The sequence below is a fragment of the Mycobacterium sp. M26 genome, from assembly GCF_001494595.1.
Classification (GTDB): Bacteria; Actinomycetota; Actinomycetes; order Mycobacteriales; family Mycobacteriaceae; genus Mycobacterium.
On sequence record NZ_LN929908.1, the window covers coordinates 3,489,401 to 3,507,416 of the forward strand.

General features: G+C 66.4%; 18 protein-coding genes. 15 read left to right on the forward strand and 3 right to left on the reverse strand.

Features of this window, described 5'->3' with window-relative positions; genetic code table 11:
* Genes BN3385_RS26025 through BN3385_RS26060 form a run of 8 tightly spaced genes read left to right on the forward strand, consistent with a single transcriptional unit; the run spans position 1 to position 7,366 of the window.
* The gene (locus BN3385_RS26025; protein ID WP_059021305.1) at positions 1–1,203 is read left to right on the forward strand and encodes a thiolase family protein; all 1,203 of its coding nucleotides are present in this window, start codon (positions 1–3) and stop codon (positions 1,201–1,203) included.
* Positions 1,200–2,426 carry an acetyl-CoA hydrolase/transferase family protein gene (locus BN3385_RS26030; protein WP_059021307.1) on the forward strand — a complete coding sequence of 409 codons (1,227 nt, stop codon included), beginning with the start codon at positions 1,200–1,202 and terminating at the stop codon, positions 2,424–2,426. The genes BN3385_RS26025 and BN3385_RS26030 overlap by 4 nt, the downstream gene beginning before the upstream one ends.
* Positions 2,423–3,367, forward strand: a complete 945-nt coding sequence (locus BN3385_RS26035; RefSeq protein ID WP_059021309.1) for a hydroxymethylglutaryl-CoA lyase — start codon at positions 2,423–2,425, stop codon at positions 3,365–3,367. The genes BN3385_RS26030 and BN3385_RS26035 overlap by 4 nt, the downstream gene beginning before the upstream one ends.
* Before the next feature lie 32 nt (positions 3,368–3,399).
* Positions 3,400–4,158, forward strand: coding sequence for an SDR family NAD(P)-dependent oxidoreductase (locus BN3385_RS26040; RefSeq protein ID WP_059021311.1), 759 nt, complete (start codon positions 3,400–3,402; stop codon positions 4,156–4,158).
* Positions 4,155–4,931, forward strand: a complete 777-nt coding sequence (locus BN3385_RS26045) for an enoyl-CoA hydratase-related protein (protein ID WP_059021313.1) — start codon at positions 4,155–4,157, stop codon at positions 4,929–4,931. Before BN3385_RS26040 ends, BN3385_RS26045 begins: the two co-directional genes overlap by 4 nt.
* A 15-nt stretch (positions 4,932–4,946) precedes the next feature.
* Complete coding sequence (locus BN3385_RS26050) at positions 4,947–5,753, forward strand: enoyl-CoA hydratase/isomerase family protein (protein WP_059021314.1); 807 nt, start codon at positions 4,947–4,949, stop codon at positions 5,751–5,753.
* A 32-nt stretch (positions 5,754–5,785) separates the two neighbouring features.
* The gene (locus BN3385_RS26055) at positions 5,786–6,553 is read left to right on the forward strand and encodes an enoyl-CoA hydratase/isomerase family protein (protein ID WP_231748816.1); all 768 of its coding nucleotides are present in this window, start codon (positions 5,786–5,788) and stop codon (positions 6,551–6,553) included.
* A gap of 12 nt (positions 6,554–6,565) precedes the next feature.
* Complete coding sequence (locus tag BN3385_RS26060; RefSeq protein ID WP_059021318.1) at positions 6,566–7,366, forward strand: SDR family NAD(P)-dependent oxidoreductase; 801 nt, start codon at positions 6,566–6,568, stop codon at positions 7,364–7,366.
* Here the strand turns inward: BN3385_RS26060 and BN3385_RS29115 are convergent.
* Positions 7,327–7,569 carry a hypothetical protein gene (locus BN3385_RS29115; protein WP_231748899.1) on the reverse strand — a complete coding sequence of 81 codons (243 nt, stop codon included), beginning with the start codon at positions 7,567–7,569 and terminating at the stop codon, positions 7,327–7,329. The two genes, BN3385_RS26060 and BN3385_RS29115, sit on opposite strands and share 40 nt — an antisense overlap.
* Here BN3385_RS29115 and BN3385_RS26065 point away from each other — a divergent pair.
* On the forward strand, positions 7,480–8,253 hold the full coding sequence (locus BN3385_RS26065; RefSeq protein ID WP_231748892.1) for an alpha/beta fold hydrolase: 774 nt from the start codon (positions 7,480–7,482) through the stop codon (positions 8,251–8,253). The genes BN3385_RS29115 and BN3385_RS26065 overlap by 90 nt on opposite strands.
* 20 nt (positions 8,254–8,273) lie before the next feature.
* Here the strand turns inward: BN3385_RS26065 and BN3385_RS26070 are convergent, their stop codons facing one another.
* Entirely contained in the window at positions 8,274–9,935 is a 1,662-nt protein-coding gene (locus tag BN3385_RS26070) for a 1-acyl-sn-glycerol-3-phosphate acyltransferase (protein WP_231748893.1), read from the reverse strand.
* Between the two features lie 174 nt (positions 9,936–10,109).
* Complete coding sequence (locus tag BN3385_RS26075; protein ID WP_231748817.1) at positions 10,110–11,540, reverse strand: HAD-IB family hydrolase; 1,431 nt, start codon at positions 11,538–11,540, stop codon at positions 10,110–10,112.
* Positions 11,541–11,867: 327 nt separating this feature from the next.
* On the opposite strand from BN3385_RS26075, the gene BN3385_RS26080 reads away from it, so the two are divergent.
* The 6 genes from BN3385_RS26080 (at position 11,868) to BN3385_RS26105 (ending at position 17,969) form a co-directional block, all read left to right on the forward strand.
* A complete protein-coding gene (locus tag BN3385_RS26080; protein ID WP_082690647.1) occupies positions 11,868–12,722 on the forward strand; it encodes an alpha/beta fold hydrolase in 855 nt (284 codons plus the stop codon).
* Positions 12,723–12,732: 10 nt separating this feature from the next.
* Positions 12,733–14,163: a wax ester/triacylglycerol synthase domain-containing protein gene (locus tag BN3385_RS26085; RefSeq protein WP_059022430.1), complete on the forward strand. Its 1,431-nt coding sequence runs from the start codon at positions 12,733–12,735 to the stop codon at positions 14,161–14,163.
* A 3-nt stretch (positions 14,164–14,166) separates the two neighbouring features.
* A complete protein-coding gene (locus BN3385_RS26090; RefSeq protein WP_059021326.1) occupies positions 14,167–14,493 on the forward strand; it encodes a hypothetical protein in 327 nt (108 codons plus the stop codon).
* A 126-nt stretch (positions 14,494–14,619) separates the two neighbouring features.
* A complete protein-coding gene (locus tag BN3385_RS26095; protein WP_059021328.1) occupies positions 14,620–15,957 on the forward strand; it encodes a cytochrome P450 in 1,338 nt (445 codons plus the stop codon).
* A gap of 9 nt (positions 15,958–15,966) precedes the next feature.
* The gene (locus BN3385_RS26100) at positions 15,967–16,941 is read left to right on the forward strand and encodes a PDR/VanB family oxidoreductase (RefSeq protein WP_059021329.1); all 975 of its coding nucleotides are present in this window, start codon (positions 15,967–15,969) and stop codon (positions 16,939–16,941) included.
* Positions 16,938–17,969, forward strand: a complete 1,032-nt coding sequence (locus BN3385_RS26105) for a Rieske 2Fe-2S domain-containing protein (RefSeq protein WP_059021331.1) — start codon at positions 16,938–16,940, stop codon at positions 17,967–17,969. Before BN3385_RS26100 ends, BN3385_RS26105 begins: the two co-directional genes overlap by 4 nt.
* Positions 17,970–18,016: the final 47 nt, after the last annotated feature.

The window sequence follows — 18,016 nt, forward strand, 5'->3', positions numbered from 1 at the left end:
ATGGCGCGCGACATCGACGGTCCTTTCACCCGTGCCGGACGGCCGGTGTTCATCGCCGAGGCGGTGCGCATCCCGATCGGCAAGTCCCACCCCGAACGTGGGTGGTTTCGCGATGTGCACCCGAACGCCATGCTCGCGGCCTGCTACACCGACCTCATCACCCGGACGGGGATCGACCCGGGTGCGGTCGAGGACCTCGTCATCGGCTGCACCGCACCATTCGGCGAGCAGTCCCGCAATATCGGCCGCAACGCCTGGCTGCAGGCGGGCTACCCGCCGGAGGTTCCGGCAACCGTGCTGGACCGTCGGTGCGGCTCCGCACAGACCGCCGTCGAAATGGCCACCGCGCTCATCGCATCGGGTACTCACGACATCGTGATCGCCGGCGGTGTGGAACACATGGGCCACATCCCCATCGACTCCCCCACCAAGATCAGCGAGCTCTACGGCGACCCGTGGCCCCCGGAACTCCGTGAGCTCTACAGCTTCGTCCACCAAGGCGAAAGCGCCGAACTGATCGCCGACCGCTGGGGCATCGGGCGCCAGGAGATGGACGAATTCGCCGCCCGCTCACACGAGTTGGCTGCCGCGGCGATCGCCGACGGCCGGTTTGGCTCCGAGATGGTGCCGATGACACTGGACGGCGAGGTGCGCACCAGCGACCAGTGCGTGCGGCCCGGCACCACCACCGAGACGCTGGCCGGGTTGAAGCCGGCGTTCCGCAAGGAGGACGGCCGGATCACCGCGGGAAGCTCCTCGCCGATCTCCGACGGCGCCGCGGCGGTGCTGCTGTGTTCGGCCGACGCCGCGGAGCGGTACGGCCTGAAGACACGGGCCCGGATCGTGGACCAGACCACCGTCGGTGTCGATCCGATCATCATGTTGACCGGGCCCATCCCGGCGACCCGGAAACTGCTGGACCGCAACGGCCTGACCGTCGACGACATCGACCTCTTCGAGGTGAACGAGGCGTTCTCCTCGGTGGTGCTGGCGTGGCAGCGGGAGCTGAAGGCCGACCCCGACCGGGTCAACGTCAACGGCGGGGCGATCTCGCTCGGCCACGCCGTCGGGGCCACCGGGGCCCGGCTGATCGCCACCCTGGTCGCCGAACTCGAACGGCGCGAGGCAGATCTGGGCCTGGTCACCATGTGCTGCGGCGGCGGGCTGGGCACCGGGACACTGCTGCAGCGAGTCCCCACTTGATCGACTTCACCAGGTTCCTCTCGCGTGGCGACGGGGTGTGGTGGGGACAGGCCGCGGCCGAGCCCCGCCCCCTGGTCGACGCGCTGATCACCCAGAACGCCCGGATCGGACCGATCCGCACGTTCACCGGACTGTCCTGGAACGACCAACTGGCCGTCACCATGCCCGACCGGGTGTCGATGGTGTCCTACGGCGGTCTCGGGGAACTTCGGGAGCTCAGCCGCACCGGGCGCCTGGAGGTGGTGCCGTGCCACTACTCGGCGCTGCCCAGGATGTTCGCCGAGCATCATCTGCCCTGCGACGTGGGGTTGGTCCAGGTGTCACCGCCCGACCGGAACGGCCGGTGCTCGCTCGGTGTCGGGGTCGACTACGTCGCCGACGCGGTACCGCACACACCGGTGCTGATCGCCGAGATCAACGCGCAGATGCCGGCCACCATCGGATCGGACCCCATCCCGCTGGACCGGTTCACCGCCACCATCAGCACCGACCGCCCGCTGCCCGAAGACCCCTCGCGCGATCCCGACGAGGTGGACCGTCGGATCGCGGAACGTATCGCAGAGCTGGTCGACGACGGGGACACCGTGCAGCTCGGCGTGGGATCGCTGGGTTCGGCGGTGCTGGATTCCCTTGCCGGACACCGCGATCTGGGCTTCCACACCGGGATGATCACCGACGGCCTGATGCGGCTGGTCGACAACGGGGTGGCCACCGGAGGGCGCAAGGAGCTCGACGCCGGTCTGATCGTGGTGGGTACCGCGCTGGGCTCGGCGGAACTCTACAAACGCGTCACCGAGCTACCGATCCGATTCCTGCCGACCAGCTACACCCACTCCCCGCAGATCCTCTCCCAGCTCGCCTCACTGGTCTCGATCAACTTCGCCGTCGAGGTCGACCTGTCCGGACAGGTCGGCGCCGAGGTCAGCGGCGGTGTCTATGTCGGAGCGGTCGGTGGCCAGGTGGACTTCACCCGCGCCGCCGCCCTGACCGGTAAGCGTTCGATCATCGCGGTGCGCTCCACCTTTCGCGGACGTTCGACGATCAAGCCCCGCCTGGACGGTGGCATCGTGACCACCGCGCGCGCCGACGTCGACGTCGTCGTCACCGAACACGGGGCGGCGCACCTCCGCGGATGCAGCATCGGTGAGCGGGCCCGGCGCCTCGTCACCGTCGCAGCCCCGGAATTCCGGGACCAACTCGAGAAGGAGATCAATCAGCTATGAGCCCGAAACTGCCTGTGGCCGCGCGTATCCGGGAGGTCGGTCCCCGCGACGGATTCCAGAACGAACCGGAGGTGATCAGCACCGCCGACAAGATCAGGTTGATCAATCTACTGGGGCAGACGGGCCTGGACCGCATCGAAGTAGCCAGCTTCGTGCGGCCCGACGTCATCCCACAACTGTCCGATGCCGTGGAGGTACTCAACGGCATCGACGTCCCTGAGCACATCTCGTTGACCGTACTGGTCCCCAACAGCCGCGGACTGGACAACGCCTTGCAGGTTCGGGAGCGATTCCACGAGGTCGCGTTGTTCGTCAGCGCGTCGGAGACGCACAACAAGCGCAACGTCAACCGATACATCGATGAGTCGATGGCCGACAACGAGATCGTCGCCAAGCGCATCGACGCCGAAGGTCTGAAGCCCACCGCGGTGATCGCGACCGCCTTCGGTTGCCCGTTCGAGGGCAAGGTTCCGATGGAGCGCACCCTGGAGATCGCCGAACAGTTCGCGGCTGCCGGATGCCAGGAGATCGGATTCGGTGACACCACCGGAATGGCGCACCCGGCTTATGTTTTCGACATCTTCTCCGCGGCAATCGAGCGGCTGCCGGGAGTGGAGATCACCGCGCACTTCCACAACACCCGAGGTCAGGGGCTGGCCAACGCCTACGCCGCGTTGCAGGCCGGCTGCACCAGCTTCGAGTCGAGCTTCGGCGAACTCGGCGGCTGCCCGGTTCCGGCCGGCTCGACCGGCAACATCGCCACCGAGGACCTCATCAACATGTTCCACGAGATGGGCGTGCCGACCGGCGTCAGCCTGCCGGCGGTCATCGACGCCGCCCGCACCGCCCAGGAGGTGCTGGGCCGCAAACTGACCAGCCATTGCATCGTCGCCGGACCGGTGGACTGGAACCCCGACCCCGACGGCCCCTCCTGCCACTGACACCGACGCAAACACTGAAAGGCTATGGACACATGACTTCTCGAGTCGCATTCGTGACCGGCGGCGCCCAGGGCATCGGCGGCGGAATCTCCGAGGTCCTAGGTGCCCACGGATTCCGGGTCGCCGTCGCCGACCTCAATCTCGACGCGGCCAAAAAAACCGCCGCCCGGATCACCGCAGCAGGCGGCCAGGCGATCGCCGTGCCCATCGACGTCACCGACACCGCCTCCGTGCGCGACGCGGTCACCGAGGTGACCACCGGGCTCGGCGAGATCGAGATCGTGGTCAACAACGCCGGGTGGGACGACTTCATGCCGTTCCTCACCACCACCGAGGACTTCTGGGACAGGATCCTCGACATCAACTTCAAAGGTGCCCTGCGGGTCTGCCACACCGTGGTCCCCGGCATGGTGGAGCGCGGGTTCGGCCGGGTGATCAACATCGGTTCCGATGCGGGCCGGGTGGGATCCTCGCTGGAAGCCGTCTACTCCGGGGCCAAGGGCGGGATCATCGCCTTCACCAAGACACTGGCACGCGAGGTCGCCACCAAGGGCGTCACGGTCAACACCGTCTGCCCCGGGCCCACCGACACCCCGGCACTGCGCAAGTTCGCCGACAACTCCGGCGAGGATGCCGACAAGGTCATCGGCGGTATGGCCAGGTCGGTGCCGATGAAGCGGCTGGGAACACCGCAGGACGTTGCGGCGGCGGTGGCCTTCTTCGCCTCTGACGCCGCCGAGTACATCACCGGCCAGACCTTGTCCGTCAGCGGCGGATTGACGATGGCATGAGTCAGCAAAACGCCGCCGTCTCCTGGTCAGCCGACGGCTCAGTGCTGCATATCGTGCTCAACCGGCCGCCCGCCAACGCCCTGGGCCCAGCCATCACCGAGGGCTTGCACGCCGCCCTGGACGAGGCGGACGCCTCGGCACCCAAGGTCCTCATCGTGTCCTCGGATCTGCCCGGCTTCTTCGCGGCGGGCGCGGACATCAAGCACATGACGACCGTCGACGCCGCCTCATTCAAGGCCTACGGTGACGGACTGCGCTCGGGACTGGACCGGCTCGCCGCGCATCCCGCCCTATCGATCGCAGTCATCGAGGGACTCGCGCTCGGCGGCGGTCTGGAACTGGCGATGGCCTGCACGCTGCGGGTCGCCGGTGCGGACGCCAAACTTGGCCTGCCCGAAGTCAAACTCGGCCTCATACCGGGCGCGGGCGGGACCCAGCGGCTGCCACGACTGGTCGGCCGAGGCGCCGCGCTCGACATCATGCTCACCGGACGACAACTCGACACCGCCGAAGCGCTGCGGATCGGACTGATCGACCGACTGGCGCCGGCCGGTTCGGCGTTGGCGGCTGCCAACGTGCTGGCAGCCGAGCTCTGCGCCGCATCCGCACCCGCCCAGCAGGCCGTGGTCCGCACCGTCACCGCCGCGTTCGACCTGCCACTGGAATCCGGCCTCCGTTTCGAGGTCGAACAGATCCAGGAGCTGTTCGAACACGGCGAGGCCGCAGAGGGCTTGCGCGCGTTCGTCGACAAACGTCGCCCGAACTTCGCCTAACCCTAGGAGCACTCCGTGGCACCATCCGAGTACCAGACACTCATCGTTTCGCACCCCGCAGACGGTGTGGTCCTGGTGACGCTCAACCGGCCGGATCGGCTCAACGCCATGACGGTCACCATGTTCGACGAACTCGAACACGTCGCGCGGGATCTGAGCGACGACAACGACGTTCGCGTCGTCATCCTCACCGGGGCAGGTGCCGGATTCTGCGCCGGCTATGACCTCGACGACGCCGAGCGACTTCCGGAACTGTCGCCGCTGGGCATGTTCGATCAGCAAAACCGGGCCGCGCGCGCCCTGGCGGCGATCCGCGCCATTCCGGTCCCGGTGATCGCCGCGGTCAACGGTGCGGCCGCGGGCGGTGGCTTCTCGCTGAGCTTGATGGCCGACATCCGGTTGGGGTCGCCCAAGGCCAAGTTCAACGCTGCATTCGTCAAGATCGGGCTCTCCGCGGGGGATCTGGGGGTGTCGTGGTTGCTGCCGCGGCTGATCGGTCCTGCGCAGGCCGCCGAGATGTGCTTCAGCGGCCGGATCGTCGAGGCCGACGAAGCCGAACGGCTCGGACTGCTGAACTTCCTCACCGGCCCCGACGATCTGATCGAGCGTGCCCTCAAGATGGCGGCTCAGATCTGCGCCAACTCCCCGGGCGGAATCAAACTCTCCAAGCGGGCCTTACAGTCCAACCTCGAGATCAGTTCCTTCGCTGCAGCTTTGGAGCTGGAGAGCCGAGGGCAGGCTCTGCTGACCCGCTGCGCGGACATGCCCGAGGCGCTGGCCGCGTTCCGGGAGAAGCGCCCACCGAACTTCACGGGGCGCTGATGTCGGGCTGGAACCGGGTCAGCACCCGACCCATGACCGACATCCTGGCCGAACTCGGCCGGGCGACCACACTGACCATCGCCGAGCCGCGGCCGGGTATCGCTGTCATGTCCGTCAACCGGCCCGACCGGGGTAACTCGCAGACCGTCGAGATGTTCGGCGAGATCGCCTGGTACGCACACGTGTTGAGAAAGGCTCCGCTGCGCGCCCTGATCATCACCGGCGCCGGAGGTGCGACCTTCTGCACCGGATTCGACCTTCAGGAGGTCGAGGTCATCGCGAAGATGACGATCCCCGAGTTCAACGAACTGGTCGACACGGCCTCAGCCGGAACGTCTGGTCTGCGGTCCCTGCCCTACCCCGTCATCGCCGCGATCAGCGGTCCCGTGGCCGGCGGCGGTCTGTCGCTGGCGCTGTCCGCCGATATCCGGCTGGCGACGGCCACAGCAAGTTTCAGCGCAGGATTCGTCCGGGTCGGGCTGTCCATCGGCGAGCTCGGCGCCTCCTGGCACCTGGCGCGCGTCGTCGGTCCCGCGCGGGCCGCCGAGATCTCGTTCACCGGGCGCACCGTGAAAGCCGACGAGGCGGTTCGGATGGGCCTGGCCAACCGGATCGTGCCGGTCGCGGGTGACGACGTGGTGGCGGCGGCGATCGCGCTCGCCGAGGAGATCGCCGACAACGGTGCCGAAGGCATTCGCGCCGCCAAGAACTCGCTGATCCGAAGCGCCGAGATCGACTCGTTCCTCTGCGCCCTCGAACTCGAGAACCGCAGCCAAGTGGTCTGCCGGACCACCCTGTAGAACGGAGCCCACATGAGTGCCGACACTGAACTCCCCCCGCCCAAAGAGCTGAGCGAGTGTGGCGCGCTGATCATCGGCGGCACCGCCGGTATCGGCTTCGCCACCGCGAAAGCCTTGGCCCGGGCCGGAGTCCCGCGGATCGTGATCGTCGGCCGCACCGTCGAACGGGGTGAAGCCGCCGCGGCAGAGTTGCGGGAACTGGGAACCGAAGCGCACTTCGTAGCCGGCAGCCCGCTGGATCCGGCCGACGCCGCAGGTCTCGCGGCCGAGGCCGAACGACTCCTGGGTGCCATCGACATCATGATGTGCACCACCGCCGCCGACGGCATCGCGCCAGAGTTGTTCAAAGACATCCCGTCGACCGAGATCAGTCGCATCCTCACCGAGATGGCCACCCCCGCCATGCATATGGCCAGCGCTGTGCTGCCCGGCATGCGTGCCCGCAAGGGTGGCGTCATCGTCAACGTCGCCTCCGACGCCGCAAAGACGGCGACACCGGGTGAGGCGATGATCGGCGCCGCCAAGGCCGCCATCGTCATGTTCACCCGGACGATCGCGATCGAAGAGAAGCGGTACGGGATCCGCGCCAACGCCCTCACGCCGTCGCTGGTGCACGGCACTGCCTCCACCGAGCGAATCACGACCGGCGAGGGATTCAGCGCGAAGCTATTTGCCAGTGCGGCCAAGCAGGCCGCACTCGGCGTACCCGACGCCGACGACGTCGCCGCGCTGGCGGTGTTCGTCTGCAGCGCCGCAGCCGGGAAGCTGACCGGTCAGGCGATCAGCGTCAACGGCGGCATCTCGGCGGCATGACGCTTCCACAGCGATTCTCCTACCAGTCCGCGGATGGCGTGGAGTTGGTCGGCCACCGCTGGGCGCCCGACGGCGACGTACACATCATCGGCGTGGTGCTGCTCGCGCACGGCATGGGCGAACACATCCGGCGGTACGACCACGTGGGCCAGGCTCTCGCCGAGCACGGATTCGCGGTATACGGTCACGATCACCGCGGTCACGGCTTATCGATCTCGGCCGACTGTCTACCCGGTCACCTCGGACCGGCCGGTTGGCAGGCATTGGTGGCTGACCTGAACAGGCTTACCGCCCTGGCGAAGTCGGAACATCCGAAGCTGCCGGTCGCAATCGTCGGTCACAGTATGGGGTCGTTTGCGACCCAGCAGTTCCTGCTCGACCATGCCGGGGACGTCGATGCGGTGGCGCTCACCGGCACCGCGGCCCTCGACCTTCTCGAGCCGGCCCTTGATCTGTCCGGCGATGTCGATCTGTCGGCGTTCAACGCGCCGTTCCAGCCGGCACGGACGGACTACGACTGGCTTTCTCGCGACGAGGCGGTCGTCGATGCCTACGTCGCAGATCCGCTGTGCGGGTTCGGTATCGATGCCGAGTCGGCCCGGGCGATGTTCGCCGGTGCCCATCGAGCCGCCGACACTGACCAGTTGGCACAGCTCCCTGATGATCTCCCGGTATACATCGCAGGCGGATCGAAGGATCCGGTCAATGCCGGCCTCGTGTTGCTGCATGCGTTGGCAGACCGCTACCGGGCGGCCGGGCTGACCGATGTCACCGTCGCCGTCTATGAGGGCGCCAGGCACGAGATCCTGAACGAAACCAACCGCTGCGAGGTGATCGCGGACCTCCTGAGGTGGCTAGAGCGCGTGACCGCACGCACCCCCGGATAGCGGCACGCGGACAACGGCTGTCATGTCGACGCCACGCGCCGGCGTATCCGGCCGAGTTGAGCGATCGAAGACTGCAGCCCCGTGAGTTCGGTGACGAGCTCGGCGCGCCGCCGCGCCAGCTCGTCCGCCGGGATTTCGGTGTCCAGCAACCCGCGGTGCCGGGCCATCTTCACAGCCGTACTGAACATCTCGCCCGAGACCGATTCCTCGGTGATGCGGTGTTGCAGTGACCACTGCCTGCCCAGCCGCAGACATGTCTTGAGCAGTTCCTGCTCGGCGATCGCTCTGCCAGGGTCGACTGCCGCCAGCTCCTCAGCCACCACCCGGTAGGCATCAACGAACGGCCGCAGCACGAGATCGGCGACGATCAGATCGCTGCTCTGGAGGATCCGCGCTGCTTCGTCGGATTCGAGCGAGGCGTTCGGATCATGGTCGCATCCGGACATGATCGCGATTTCGCGCCAGATCTCCTCGGCGAATTCCGCGCGGCCCGGAAAGAAGAAGTCAAACTTGAGCAGTTCCCGGATTTCCAGGGCGCGGTCCCATCCGACGCGCTTCGTCAGTGCCGGTGAATCAGCTATGGCGAGCAGCGCCAACTCGGCGATCGCCCGCATCAGCAGCACGTGGATGGCGCTGTTGCGGTAGACCGCCACGATCAGATGCTGATCCTGCCCGATTCCCCACACCGTCGTCGCTCCCCCGGAATAGCGGGTCAGGACTCCCGAACCCACCAGATCATGCAGAGTCTGGGAGACCGTGGCGCGCTCGGTGAGGTCCGCGCCTCCGGCCACGGGCCAGCCCCGGGCCCGCAGATACCGGGCCAGCGGCGCGACGGTGGCCGACACCTCGTCGAGGGTCAGAGCACGATCTTCGCCGAGCATTGCCACACATACCGCCGCGGTGGCCGAGACCGGAGTGGCGCGATTGAGGCGGTGACAGATGTCCAAGGCGACGCGCTCCACCACCTGCCGGTCGTTGAGGCCGTCCGCGCGCAGTGCCTCGATCCGCTCGCGGAGTGGCACGGGCGCACCGAAGTCGATGTAGATGCGCCCCAGTCGCTGCCGCAAGCCCCGCGCATAGCTGATCAGCCAGCGCAGGTTCTCCGGCTTCTTGGGGAGCCCGCGTGACTCTTCGACCATGAGCTTGACCTCGTGCAGGGGCAGTTGGTCGAACAGGATCGAAACCGGAACTGCCATGGTCTGCGTCGAGCCGTCGCTTTCGACAGCGTCGGTGACGTAGCGCAAGAGACCGTATCTCGGTGGTCGGAGCTTTCCGGTGCGGCTCCGACCACCTTCGATCGACCAGACGAGATTCTGACCGCGCGCCACCAGTCGCCCGACGATTGCCCGCAATGCCCAGCGATACACCGGCAGATCACCGGTCGAACGGCGCACCGGAATGAAACCGTTCCGGCGGCCCAGGGTGCCCAAAGGGAAGAAATTCAGATTCGCCCCGGCCAGTCCAAAGGTAGGCGTGATGCCGCCCTGCAGCAGACGTGGTGGAAGTGAGAACTGATCGAGGTATGAGCGGTGGGAGATCAGCAGGATCAACGCATGATCGCGATCGAGCGCCCGGAGCCTGGCCAACTCATCGTCATCGACGATCACCTGATACCCACGAACCATCCAGGCGGACAGCGCATGCCAGGCGCGAACGACGACCGGAACGTGAGAAACCGCCATCTCCCGCACGTATCCGGCAGCCTCCTGGCGGACCTCGGTGACGTCGCGACCGAGCTCAGCGGCAAGCTCTGCCGTTTCGTGGCTGAACTGGGCCGACTCGAGAAGCGCGGCGATGTCCCCGGGGTTGTCTCCACGAATGAGGTATCTGAGCCGATCGCGCGCTGCAGTCATCACCTATCCCTTTGCTGCTGATTCCGCGATCGCTGCCGACCAGCGGGCAGCGGCAGCAGCTCCCGGCCAGTCGTCGAGGGTGTCGATATAGAGCTGGCGCATCCGGGGCACCCATGTGTCAAGGTCGGTCTTCGTCCACTCCGCAGTCGGCAGCGGCTGATGTACCACGACCTCGATGGTCCCCTGCTGCGCGACCTTCGCATTGCGCCACATGATCTCTCCGGCATTCCGAATGACGATCGGGATGATGGGAACACCGGCATCCCAGGCCATGTGGAAGCCGCCCTTCTTGAAAGCGCCTACCGTCGGACTGTAAGAGCGCGTTCCTTCCGGCGAGATGACGACCGATACTCCCCGGCGCAGCCTGTCGACGGCAGGATCCAACGCCGACAATGCTTTCGACGTGTTCGTCCGGTCGACGAAAGCCACATCGGCCAACTCCAACAGCTTTCCCAGCACCGGCAGTTGCGCCAATTCGGCCTTGGCGACCGCAGTGAAGCCCCGTTGCACCACTCGTGTGGTCACCAACAGGTCGATCATCGCGCTCTGATGGTTGATGAAGAACACCGCGGGACGCGCCGCCGTGTGCTGCTCACCGGTCACCTCGATGCGAATGTCACTCAGCCAGCCGCCGAGGCGGCCGAACACCGAAGTGGTGATGTCCACCCCGGCGCGACGGTCCTGTGCCAGCACCCCGGCTACCAGGCCGCCGGTCAGAGCGGAAGCGAACCCACCGAGCAAACCGGCAGTGCGTATTACGGCGCGCGGATTGAACTGACTCTGCTTCCCGTCGAGTCGAACTGTTGCCCAACCCTTTTCAGCGGCATGCCGAGCCAGTTGTGCCCCTGGGTTCACCGGATGCGGATGACCCACGCCGCCGAGAAAGGGCACGTCCTCGTCACCGTTGGCATAGGCATGGCATCTCCCCAGGGCGAGTCGGCGGCGCTTCGCGAATTCGCGCACCGCCGCCAGCTTGCCGTCTCCCCACGGCGGACGCCCGACGATCCCGCCGGTGACAATGCCATCCCGCAGTTCCAGCTCCGTGCACAGGATGTGCTCGATTCCCAGCTCGCGCGCCATCGGAGCGACTTGCAGCCGCGTCGCAGACGAGGCCACCACCACCGTATGGCCCTGGTTCTGGTGAGCCCGGACAAGTCGCCATGCCCCATGGAACAGGGCACCGGCAATGTCCTGGGTGAACAACTCGTCTCCGAGTTCGTCCAGTTCTTCCTGGGATCTGCCCGCCCAGCCCCGGATACCCTGCAGCAGAAGCTCTTTGAAGGTGGCCTCATCCAGGGGGCCGCCGGTGGCGGCCCGAAGCGTCCCGAAGAACTCGTCGGCGCCCAACTGGAAGTTGCGAGCCCGATGAGCCAGCAGTGCGCCAGCCGAGTAGCCCTGGATCAGGGTTCCGTCGAAGTCGAAGAACGCCGCCACCTTCGGGCCACTCGGCCCGGCCTTGATCTGCGCGACAAGGTCATCGACGGTCGCTACCGGTGGGCCGTCAGCCATGTCCATTCCCGTCCGACTCGTCGCGATAGATCGCGTCCGATCGCAAGTATGGGAGCCAACCACGCTGCCGACATCACCCCAGAGCCAAATATCCCCCCTCGGCGGTACGAAACTGCCCCAATATGGCGGCGCATCGGCACCTGCGCGAGCGGCACACTCACTCGTACGCGAAACTCTTTAGCCCACAAGGCTGTCAGAACTCGCGGCGCTCGTTGGTGAGCAGAAGTCGGGTGGAATGCCCGTCGGAGAGGCATGACTGGCGACATGGGCCAAAGTGACATTGCTCCGCCGCTGGAACTGACCGCCCTGCACCGCGGCGGGAGCGGGGAAGCGCTGCTCCTCCTGCACGGAATCGGCGGAATCTGGCGGGCGTGGTCACCGCTGCTGCCCTACCTTGAGCCGCACCACGAGGTGATCGTTCCGACACTGCACGGGCACGCCGGCGGTCCCCCACTTGATGCCGGCATCGAACCCTCCGTCGACGCGCTGGCCGACGCCATCGAGACCGAACTCGACCGGCTGGGCCTGCAGCGGGTGCATATCGCCGGGAACTCCCTCGGCGGCTGGCTGGGCATCGAGCTCGCGAGGCGTGGGCGGGCGCGCTCGCTGGTGTTGTTGAGTCCGGCTGGGGCGTGGCGTTCGCCGCGCCGAATCAAGATGGCATCGGTCGGGGTTCGGCTCGGGCTCCTCACCCTGGCGCGCTACTCCGGCCGGGCCGAGCGCCTGGCCGAGCGTCGTCTCATGCGCTGGTTGATGCTGGGCCGCCAGGTCGCCCATCCGCATCGGGTGCCGAAGGAAATGCTGGTGACCTACATCCACGCCACCGGCCACGCACCCATCGTCGAACCGCTGTTGCGGGTGCTCCACCTGCGCCCGGTGGATCCGCTGCCCGCCGATCGGGACTATCCGGTGCGGCTGGTGTGGGGCGAGCAGGATCGCGTCCTGCCGTTCAAACACTTCGGCTCGCCCATGCTCGAACGCCTACCGGGAGCGGAACTGATCCGACTCGAGGGTGTCGGGCACGTCCCGATGTACGACGACCCGGCGCGGGTCGCAGACCTCATCCTGCAAGTGACCCGTGATTCCACGGGTGCGGCGGCTCCGTAAGGAGATGGATATGGCAAGCACCGACCCGGACATCCTGGCCTCGTGGGGCGGCGGGCCCGACATGAGCGCCTGGGAGGCGCTGATGTGGCGCAGTTCGGGAGACTATCGCACCCGTTCGACCGGGGTGATCATCGAAATTCTGGACACCGAGCCCGACTGGGACCGCCTCGTCGCCGCGCACGATGTGTTCACCCGACGGGTTCCACGACTGCGCGAGCGCGTCATCGAACCCGCCCTGCCACTGGTGTCCCCCGCATGGTCTCCGGATCCGAACTTCGACCTGGCGTATCACCTGCAACGGGTACGGCTGGCCGGCAATGGATCGCTGGCCGACCTGCATGAGCTTGCTGCCCAGTTCGGGGCCAGACCGGTGGACCCGGAGCGCCCGCCGTGGGAGGCGATGCTCGTCCTCGGTCTCGACGGCGACCGGGCCGCCTACCTGTTCAAAGCGCACCACAGCCTCAGTGACGGCATCGGATTCCTCCAACTACTCGACATCTCCCACGCGCACACCCGAAAGCACACCCCGGTAGCGGCCACCCCGGTACCCGACCCCCGCCCGAGCGCATCTCCAGAGGGACTGCTGGTCGACCGGCTCGGGAACCAAGCCGTCAACGCGCCGGTCAGCACCGCGCGCGGACTACTTGCCGCGGCCGGGCGGTTCGTCGGCGACCCGGTGGGAACCACCACCACCGCAGTCGAATTCGCACTGTCGCTGCGGCGCGTTCTGACCCCACCCGACGCTCCGCATTCTCCGGCGCTGACCGGCCGTGGATCCGGGTACCGGCTGGATACCTTCGACGTGCCACTCGCCGATCTCAAGGCGGCAGCCAAGACCGCCGGCGGATCGGTCAACGACGCCTTCCTGGCGGGCCTGCTCGGCGGATTTCGGCGATACCACGAATCGCTCTCGCTGTCGGTCGATGTGCTCCCGATGGCGATTCCGGTCAGCATCCGCACCGACGCCGACCCGATGGGAGCCAACAGATTCGCCGCGGCCCGATTTGTCGCACCCGTCGGCGAGCCCGACCCTCGCGCCCGCATCGCCGCAATCCACGAGTTTGTCGTCGACGCGCGCAATGAGCCGGCCCTCGGGTTCCTCGATCTCATCGCGCCTGCGCTAAGCCGCCTCCCCGAGATCGCGCTCACCCGTGTCGCCGGGCAGATGACCGAGCTCAATGACCTGCAGGCGTCCAACCTCGGCGCAATTACCCGGCCCCTGTACCTCGCCGGCGCCAAAGTCACCCGCATTTATCCCATGGGTCCGCGGCCGGGCCTGCCAGCCATGGCCACGATGCTGACCTACGAGGGCACCTGCTGTATCGCGGTGAACTACGACCCCGACGCCATCACCCAGCCGGACGATTTCGCCACGTGCCTGCGCGCCGGATTCGACGAGGTGGTCGCGCTGGGAACCGGCAAACCACGATCGAAAGGCTGACCAATGAAATTTGACGACGTCATCGACATCCTGGATCGCTCGGTCGGCGGCCCCGACGCCGACGTGTCCTCCCACGGCCCGTTCTGGCGTGGTGTCACCCGAGACCGCTTCGTTGCGATGAAGGTCGGGGGCCGCAAGCTGGTGACCCTCGGCGACGGCGCCGAGTCGAACCTGGTGAAGTCGCTGCGGGGCATCGCACCGTTCGGATCCGACCTGGAGCCCGCGCCTGAGGGGGCCAGCATCATGCGGATGCCGGCCTACCTGGACCCGATCTCCGACCAGGACATTGATCGAGTCGCGGCATGGATCGACGAGGGCTGCCCGGATTAGGCAGGGCGATACCCCCCAAAAGCGGGAGCAATCACTCCACCTAGTGGTGACGCGTCTGGGCCAGCAAGCGATGAGACTTGGCTCACGCCGTCAACAGGCGCAAGCCCCGTCGGAAAGAGGACTGAAGTGACAACCGTCCAAGACACCCAGGAAGCCGTCCTCCCGGACGAGATCGCTCGCCGGATCGTGCTCCCCGAGGGCCACGCCGACCTTCCCTCGCTGTACGAGGCGTACAAGTGGATGCGCCACAACATGCCGGTGGGCAAGGCGGTGGTAGACGGATACGACCCGCTGTGGCTGGTCAGCAAGTACGCCGACATTCAGGAGGTCGAAAGCCTCCAGCCCGATGTGTTCTCCGCCGGTGGCGGCGCCCAACCGGGCACCCACAACCCCATCCTCGCCAACCAGGCCGGCGACGAGTTCACCAAAAGCCTGCTCGGCGGCAGCCTGAGGTTGATGGACGCACTGCCGTTCCTCGACCCACCGGAGCACACCACCGTCAAGAACATCGTGTTCGACTACTTCAAGCCGGGTCGACTCAAGGCCCTCGAGGGCCGGACGCAGGAACTGGCCAACGAGGCCATCGAGAAGCTCAAGGCACTGTCGGCGGGCGGTAAGCAGATTGACCTCGTAGACGACTGGGCTCTGGGCTACCCACTGCACGTCATCATGACGCTGCTCGGCGTACCCGCGTCCGATGAGCCTCAGATGATGGCGCTCACTCAGGAGTTCTTCGGCACAGCCGATCCCGAGCACCAGACCGAAGGTGTCGACGTCGAGGTCACTCCCGAGGCGATGGCCCAGCAGTTCGCCAACACCGTGCAGACCTTCTACAAGTACTTCGACGTCCTGGTGGAAGACCGGCGCGCCAACCCGCGCGACGACCTGGCCACTCTGATCTCCCTGGCCAAGACGCCCGAGGGCGAGTACTGGCCCGCGCCGTACTCTTACGGCTGGTTCATGGCTATCTGTACGGCCGGTCATGACACCACTTCGGCGACATTGGCCGGGACCCTGCAGCAGCTGGCCCTGCACCCGGATGTGTTGGCCAGGGTGAAGGCTGACCCGACACTGATCGGCAGGCTCATCCAGGAAGGCCTGCGCTACGTCGCACCGGTCAAGCACTTCATGCGCCGCGCCGAGCAGGACCACGAACTCAACGGCCAGCTCATCAAGAAGGGCGATCGGATCATGCCGCTGTTCCAGTCGGCGTGCCGCGACGAAGATCTGTTCACCGACCCCGACCGGTTCGATATCGATCGTAATCCGAACAACCACATGGCCTTTGGGTTCGGGCCTCACACCTGTGTCGGTCAGCACCTGGCCAAGATGGAGTTGCGGGTGATGTTCGAGCAGTTGCTGCCCCGATTGGACTCGATCGAGGTGCTCGGACCGGGCAGTGTCACGCACACCAACTTCGTGGGCGGTCTCAAGCACCTGCCCGCGACGGTGCAGGTGTCTTAACCGCACACGATGTCCACAGCCAGCGTTCACGAATACACCGCTGATCTGATCGTCCGGCAGCGCGGCGCTCCCGCTGAGGGCGTCGTGATGCTGGACCTCGCTCACCCAGACGGCGACGATCTGCCCCGGTGGCAACCCGGCGCCCACATCGATCTGATCCTCGCTGATGGGTTGACCCGCCAGTACTCGCTGTGCGGTGATCCCCGCGATTCGACCACATGGCGTATCGCGGTGCTGCTCGACCCGAACACCCGCGGTGGTTCACAGCATGTCCACGACAAGCTCCGCATCGGCGACACTGTGCAAGTTCGGGGACCGCGGAACCACTTCCCGTTGGTCGATGCGGACCGCTACCGATTCGTAGCCGGTGGTATCGGAATCACCCCCATCATGGCGATGGCCGAGAACGTCGCGCGAAGCGGAGGCGACTGGACGTTGCTGTACGGCGGACGGACAAGAGCCTCAATGGCTTTCGCGGACGATCTGGCAGGTCGATACCCCGACCGCGTCACGGTCTGGCCGCAGGACGAGCTGGGTCTGCTGGACCTCGATGCGCTTCTGGGTCAACCCGAGGACGGAACTCTCGTCTATTGCTGCGGACCCGAGGCACTGCTGAACGCGGTCGAGGAGCGGTGCACCCGTTGGCCGGAGGGCTCGCTGCACATCGAGCGGTTCGCCGCGAAAGTGCCGACGCCGCAGCAGCAGGCCGAAGCACTCGATCAGTTCGAGGTGGTGTGCCAACGGTCCGGTGTCACGCTGGCCGTGTCGGCGGAAGATTCCATCCTCGAGTTGGTCGAAGCGGCGGGCATCCCGATTACTACCAGTTGCTACGAGGGTGTCTGCGGCAGTTGTGAAGCACGAATCCTTGACGGCGTTCCCGAGCACCGCGATTCGGTGCTCAATGCGCAGCAGCGCGACGCCGGAGAGGTGATGCTGATCTGCGTGTCACGCTCTCGCACCGAGAGGCTGGTGCTCGATCTGTGAGCAACTATCCGCTGAAGTGCTGGTACGTCGCGGCGACCGGGGACGAAGTCGACGGCGCACCGGTCGGGCGCAGACTTCTCGGCACTGAGGTCGTGTTGTGGCGGGCCGGCAACGGGCAGCTCAGTGCATTCGAAAACCGTTGTGCGCATCGGGCTTTCCCATTGACGCACAGCATCATCGATGGCGATCAGCTCGTCTGTGGATACCACGGCTGCACCTATGACCTCGACGGTAGATGCGTCCACATCCCCTCCCAGGAACGCGTTCCGAGCGGAATGAAAATCCGGGTCTTCCCGGTGATCGAAGATCCGCCGTTCATCTGGATCTGGATGGGATCGCCCGGTACCGCAGCGCTGCACCGGCCACCGACCGTGCCCTGGGTGGGTGAGCCCGGCTGGGACACCTTCCACAGCTCCTGGGATGTCGCGGCGAATTACCTGATGGTCCATGAGCACTACCTGGACTTCAGTTACGCACCGATCCTGCATGCCGCTGACATTCCCGCATCGATTCGCAGCATGCCTGCCTTCAGTGACGTAGAGGTCACCGAGACGACGGTGAAATACACCCGGGTACTGCCGCCGGCATGCCCCACCGACTGGGAGGCCGAAGCAGCCGGACTCGACCGGGACATCGAGTACGAACGCACTGAGACCGGGACCTTCGCATCGCCGGCACTGCACCTGCACCGTTGGGACGTCCACACCCCCGCCGGCGAGGTGCTGACCACGACTCGGATTCACGCCATCACGCCTCGAGACGACACATCGACACGTATCACGATGATGGGCTCGCGCAACTACGCACTGGGGCAACCCGCTGCCACCGAGCGACTCACAACCTTCCTCGGCGCCGTGGCACAGCGCGATACCGCGGTCCTGGAAATGGCTACCCGGTACTCCGGCTACGACAGGTGGCGCGATGGCGTCGAGTTCCAGGCCGATCTTGCCAGCCTCCGCCTCCGGCGGATCGTTGACGACCTGCTCGACCAGGAGTCCAGGTCGGCGCACGTTACCCAAAGCCGATGATTTTTGGCCTGACCATAATAACAATTGAATTCTCAGCCAAAATCTGG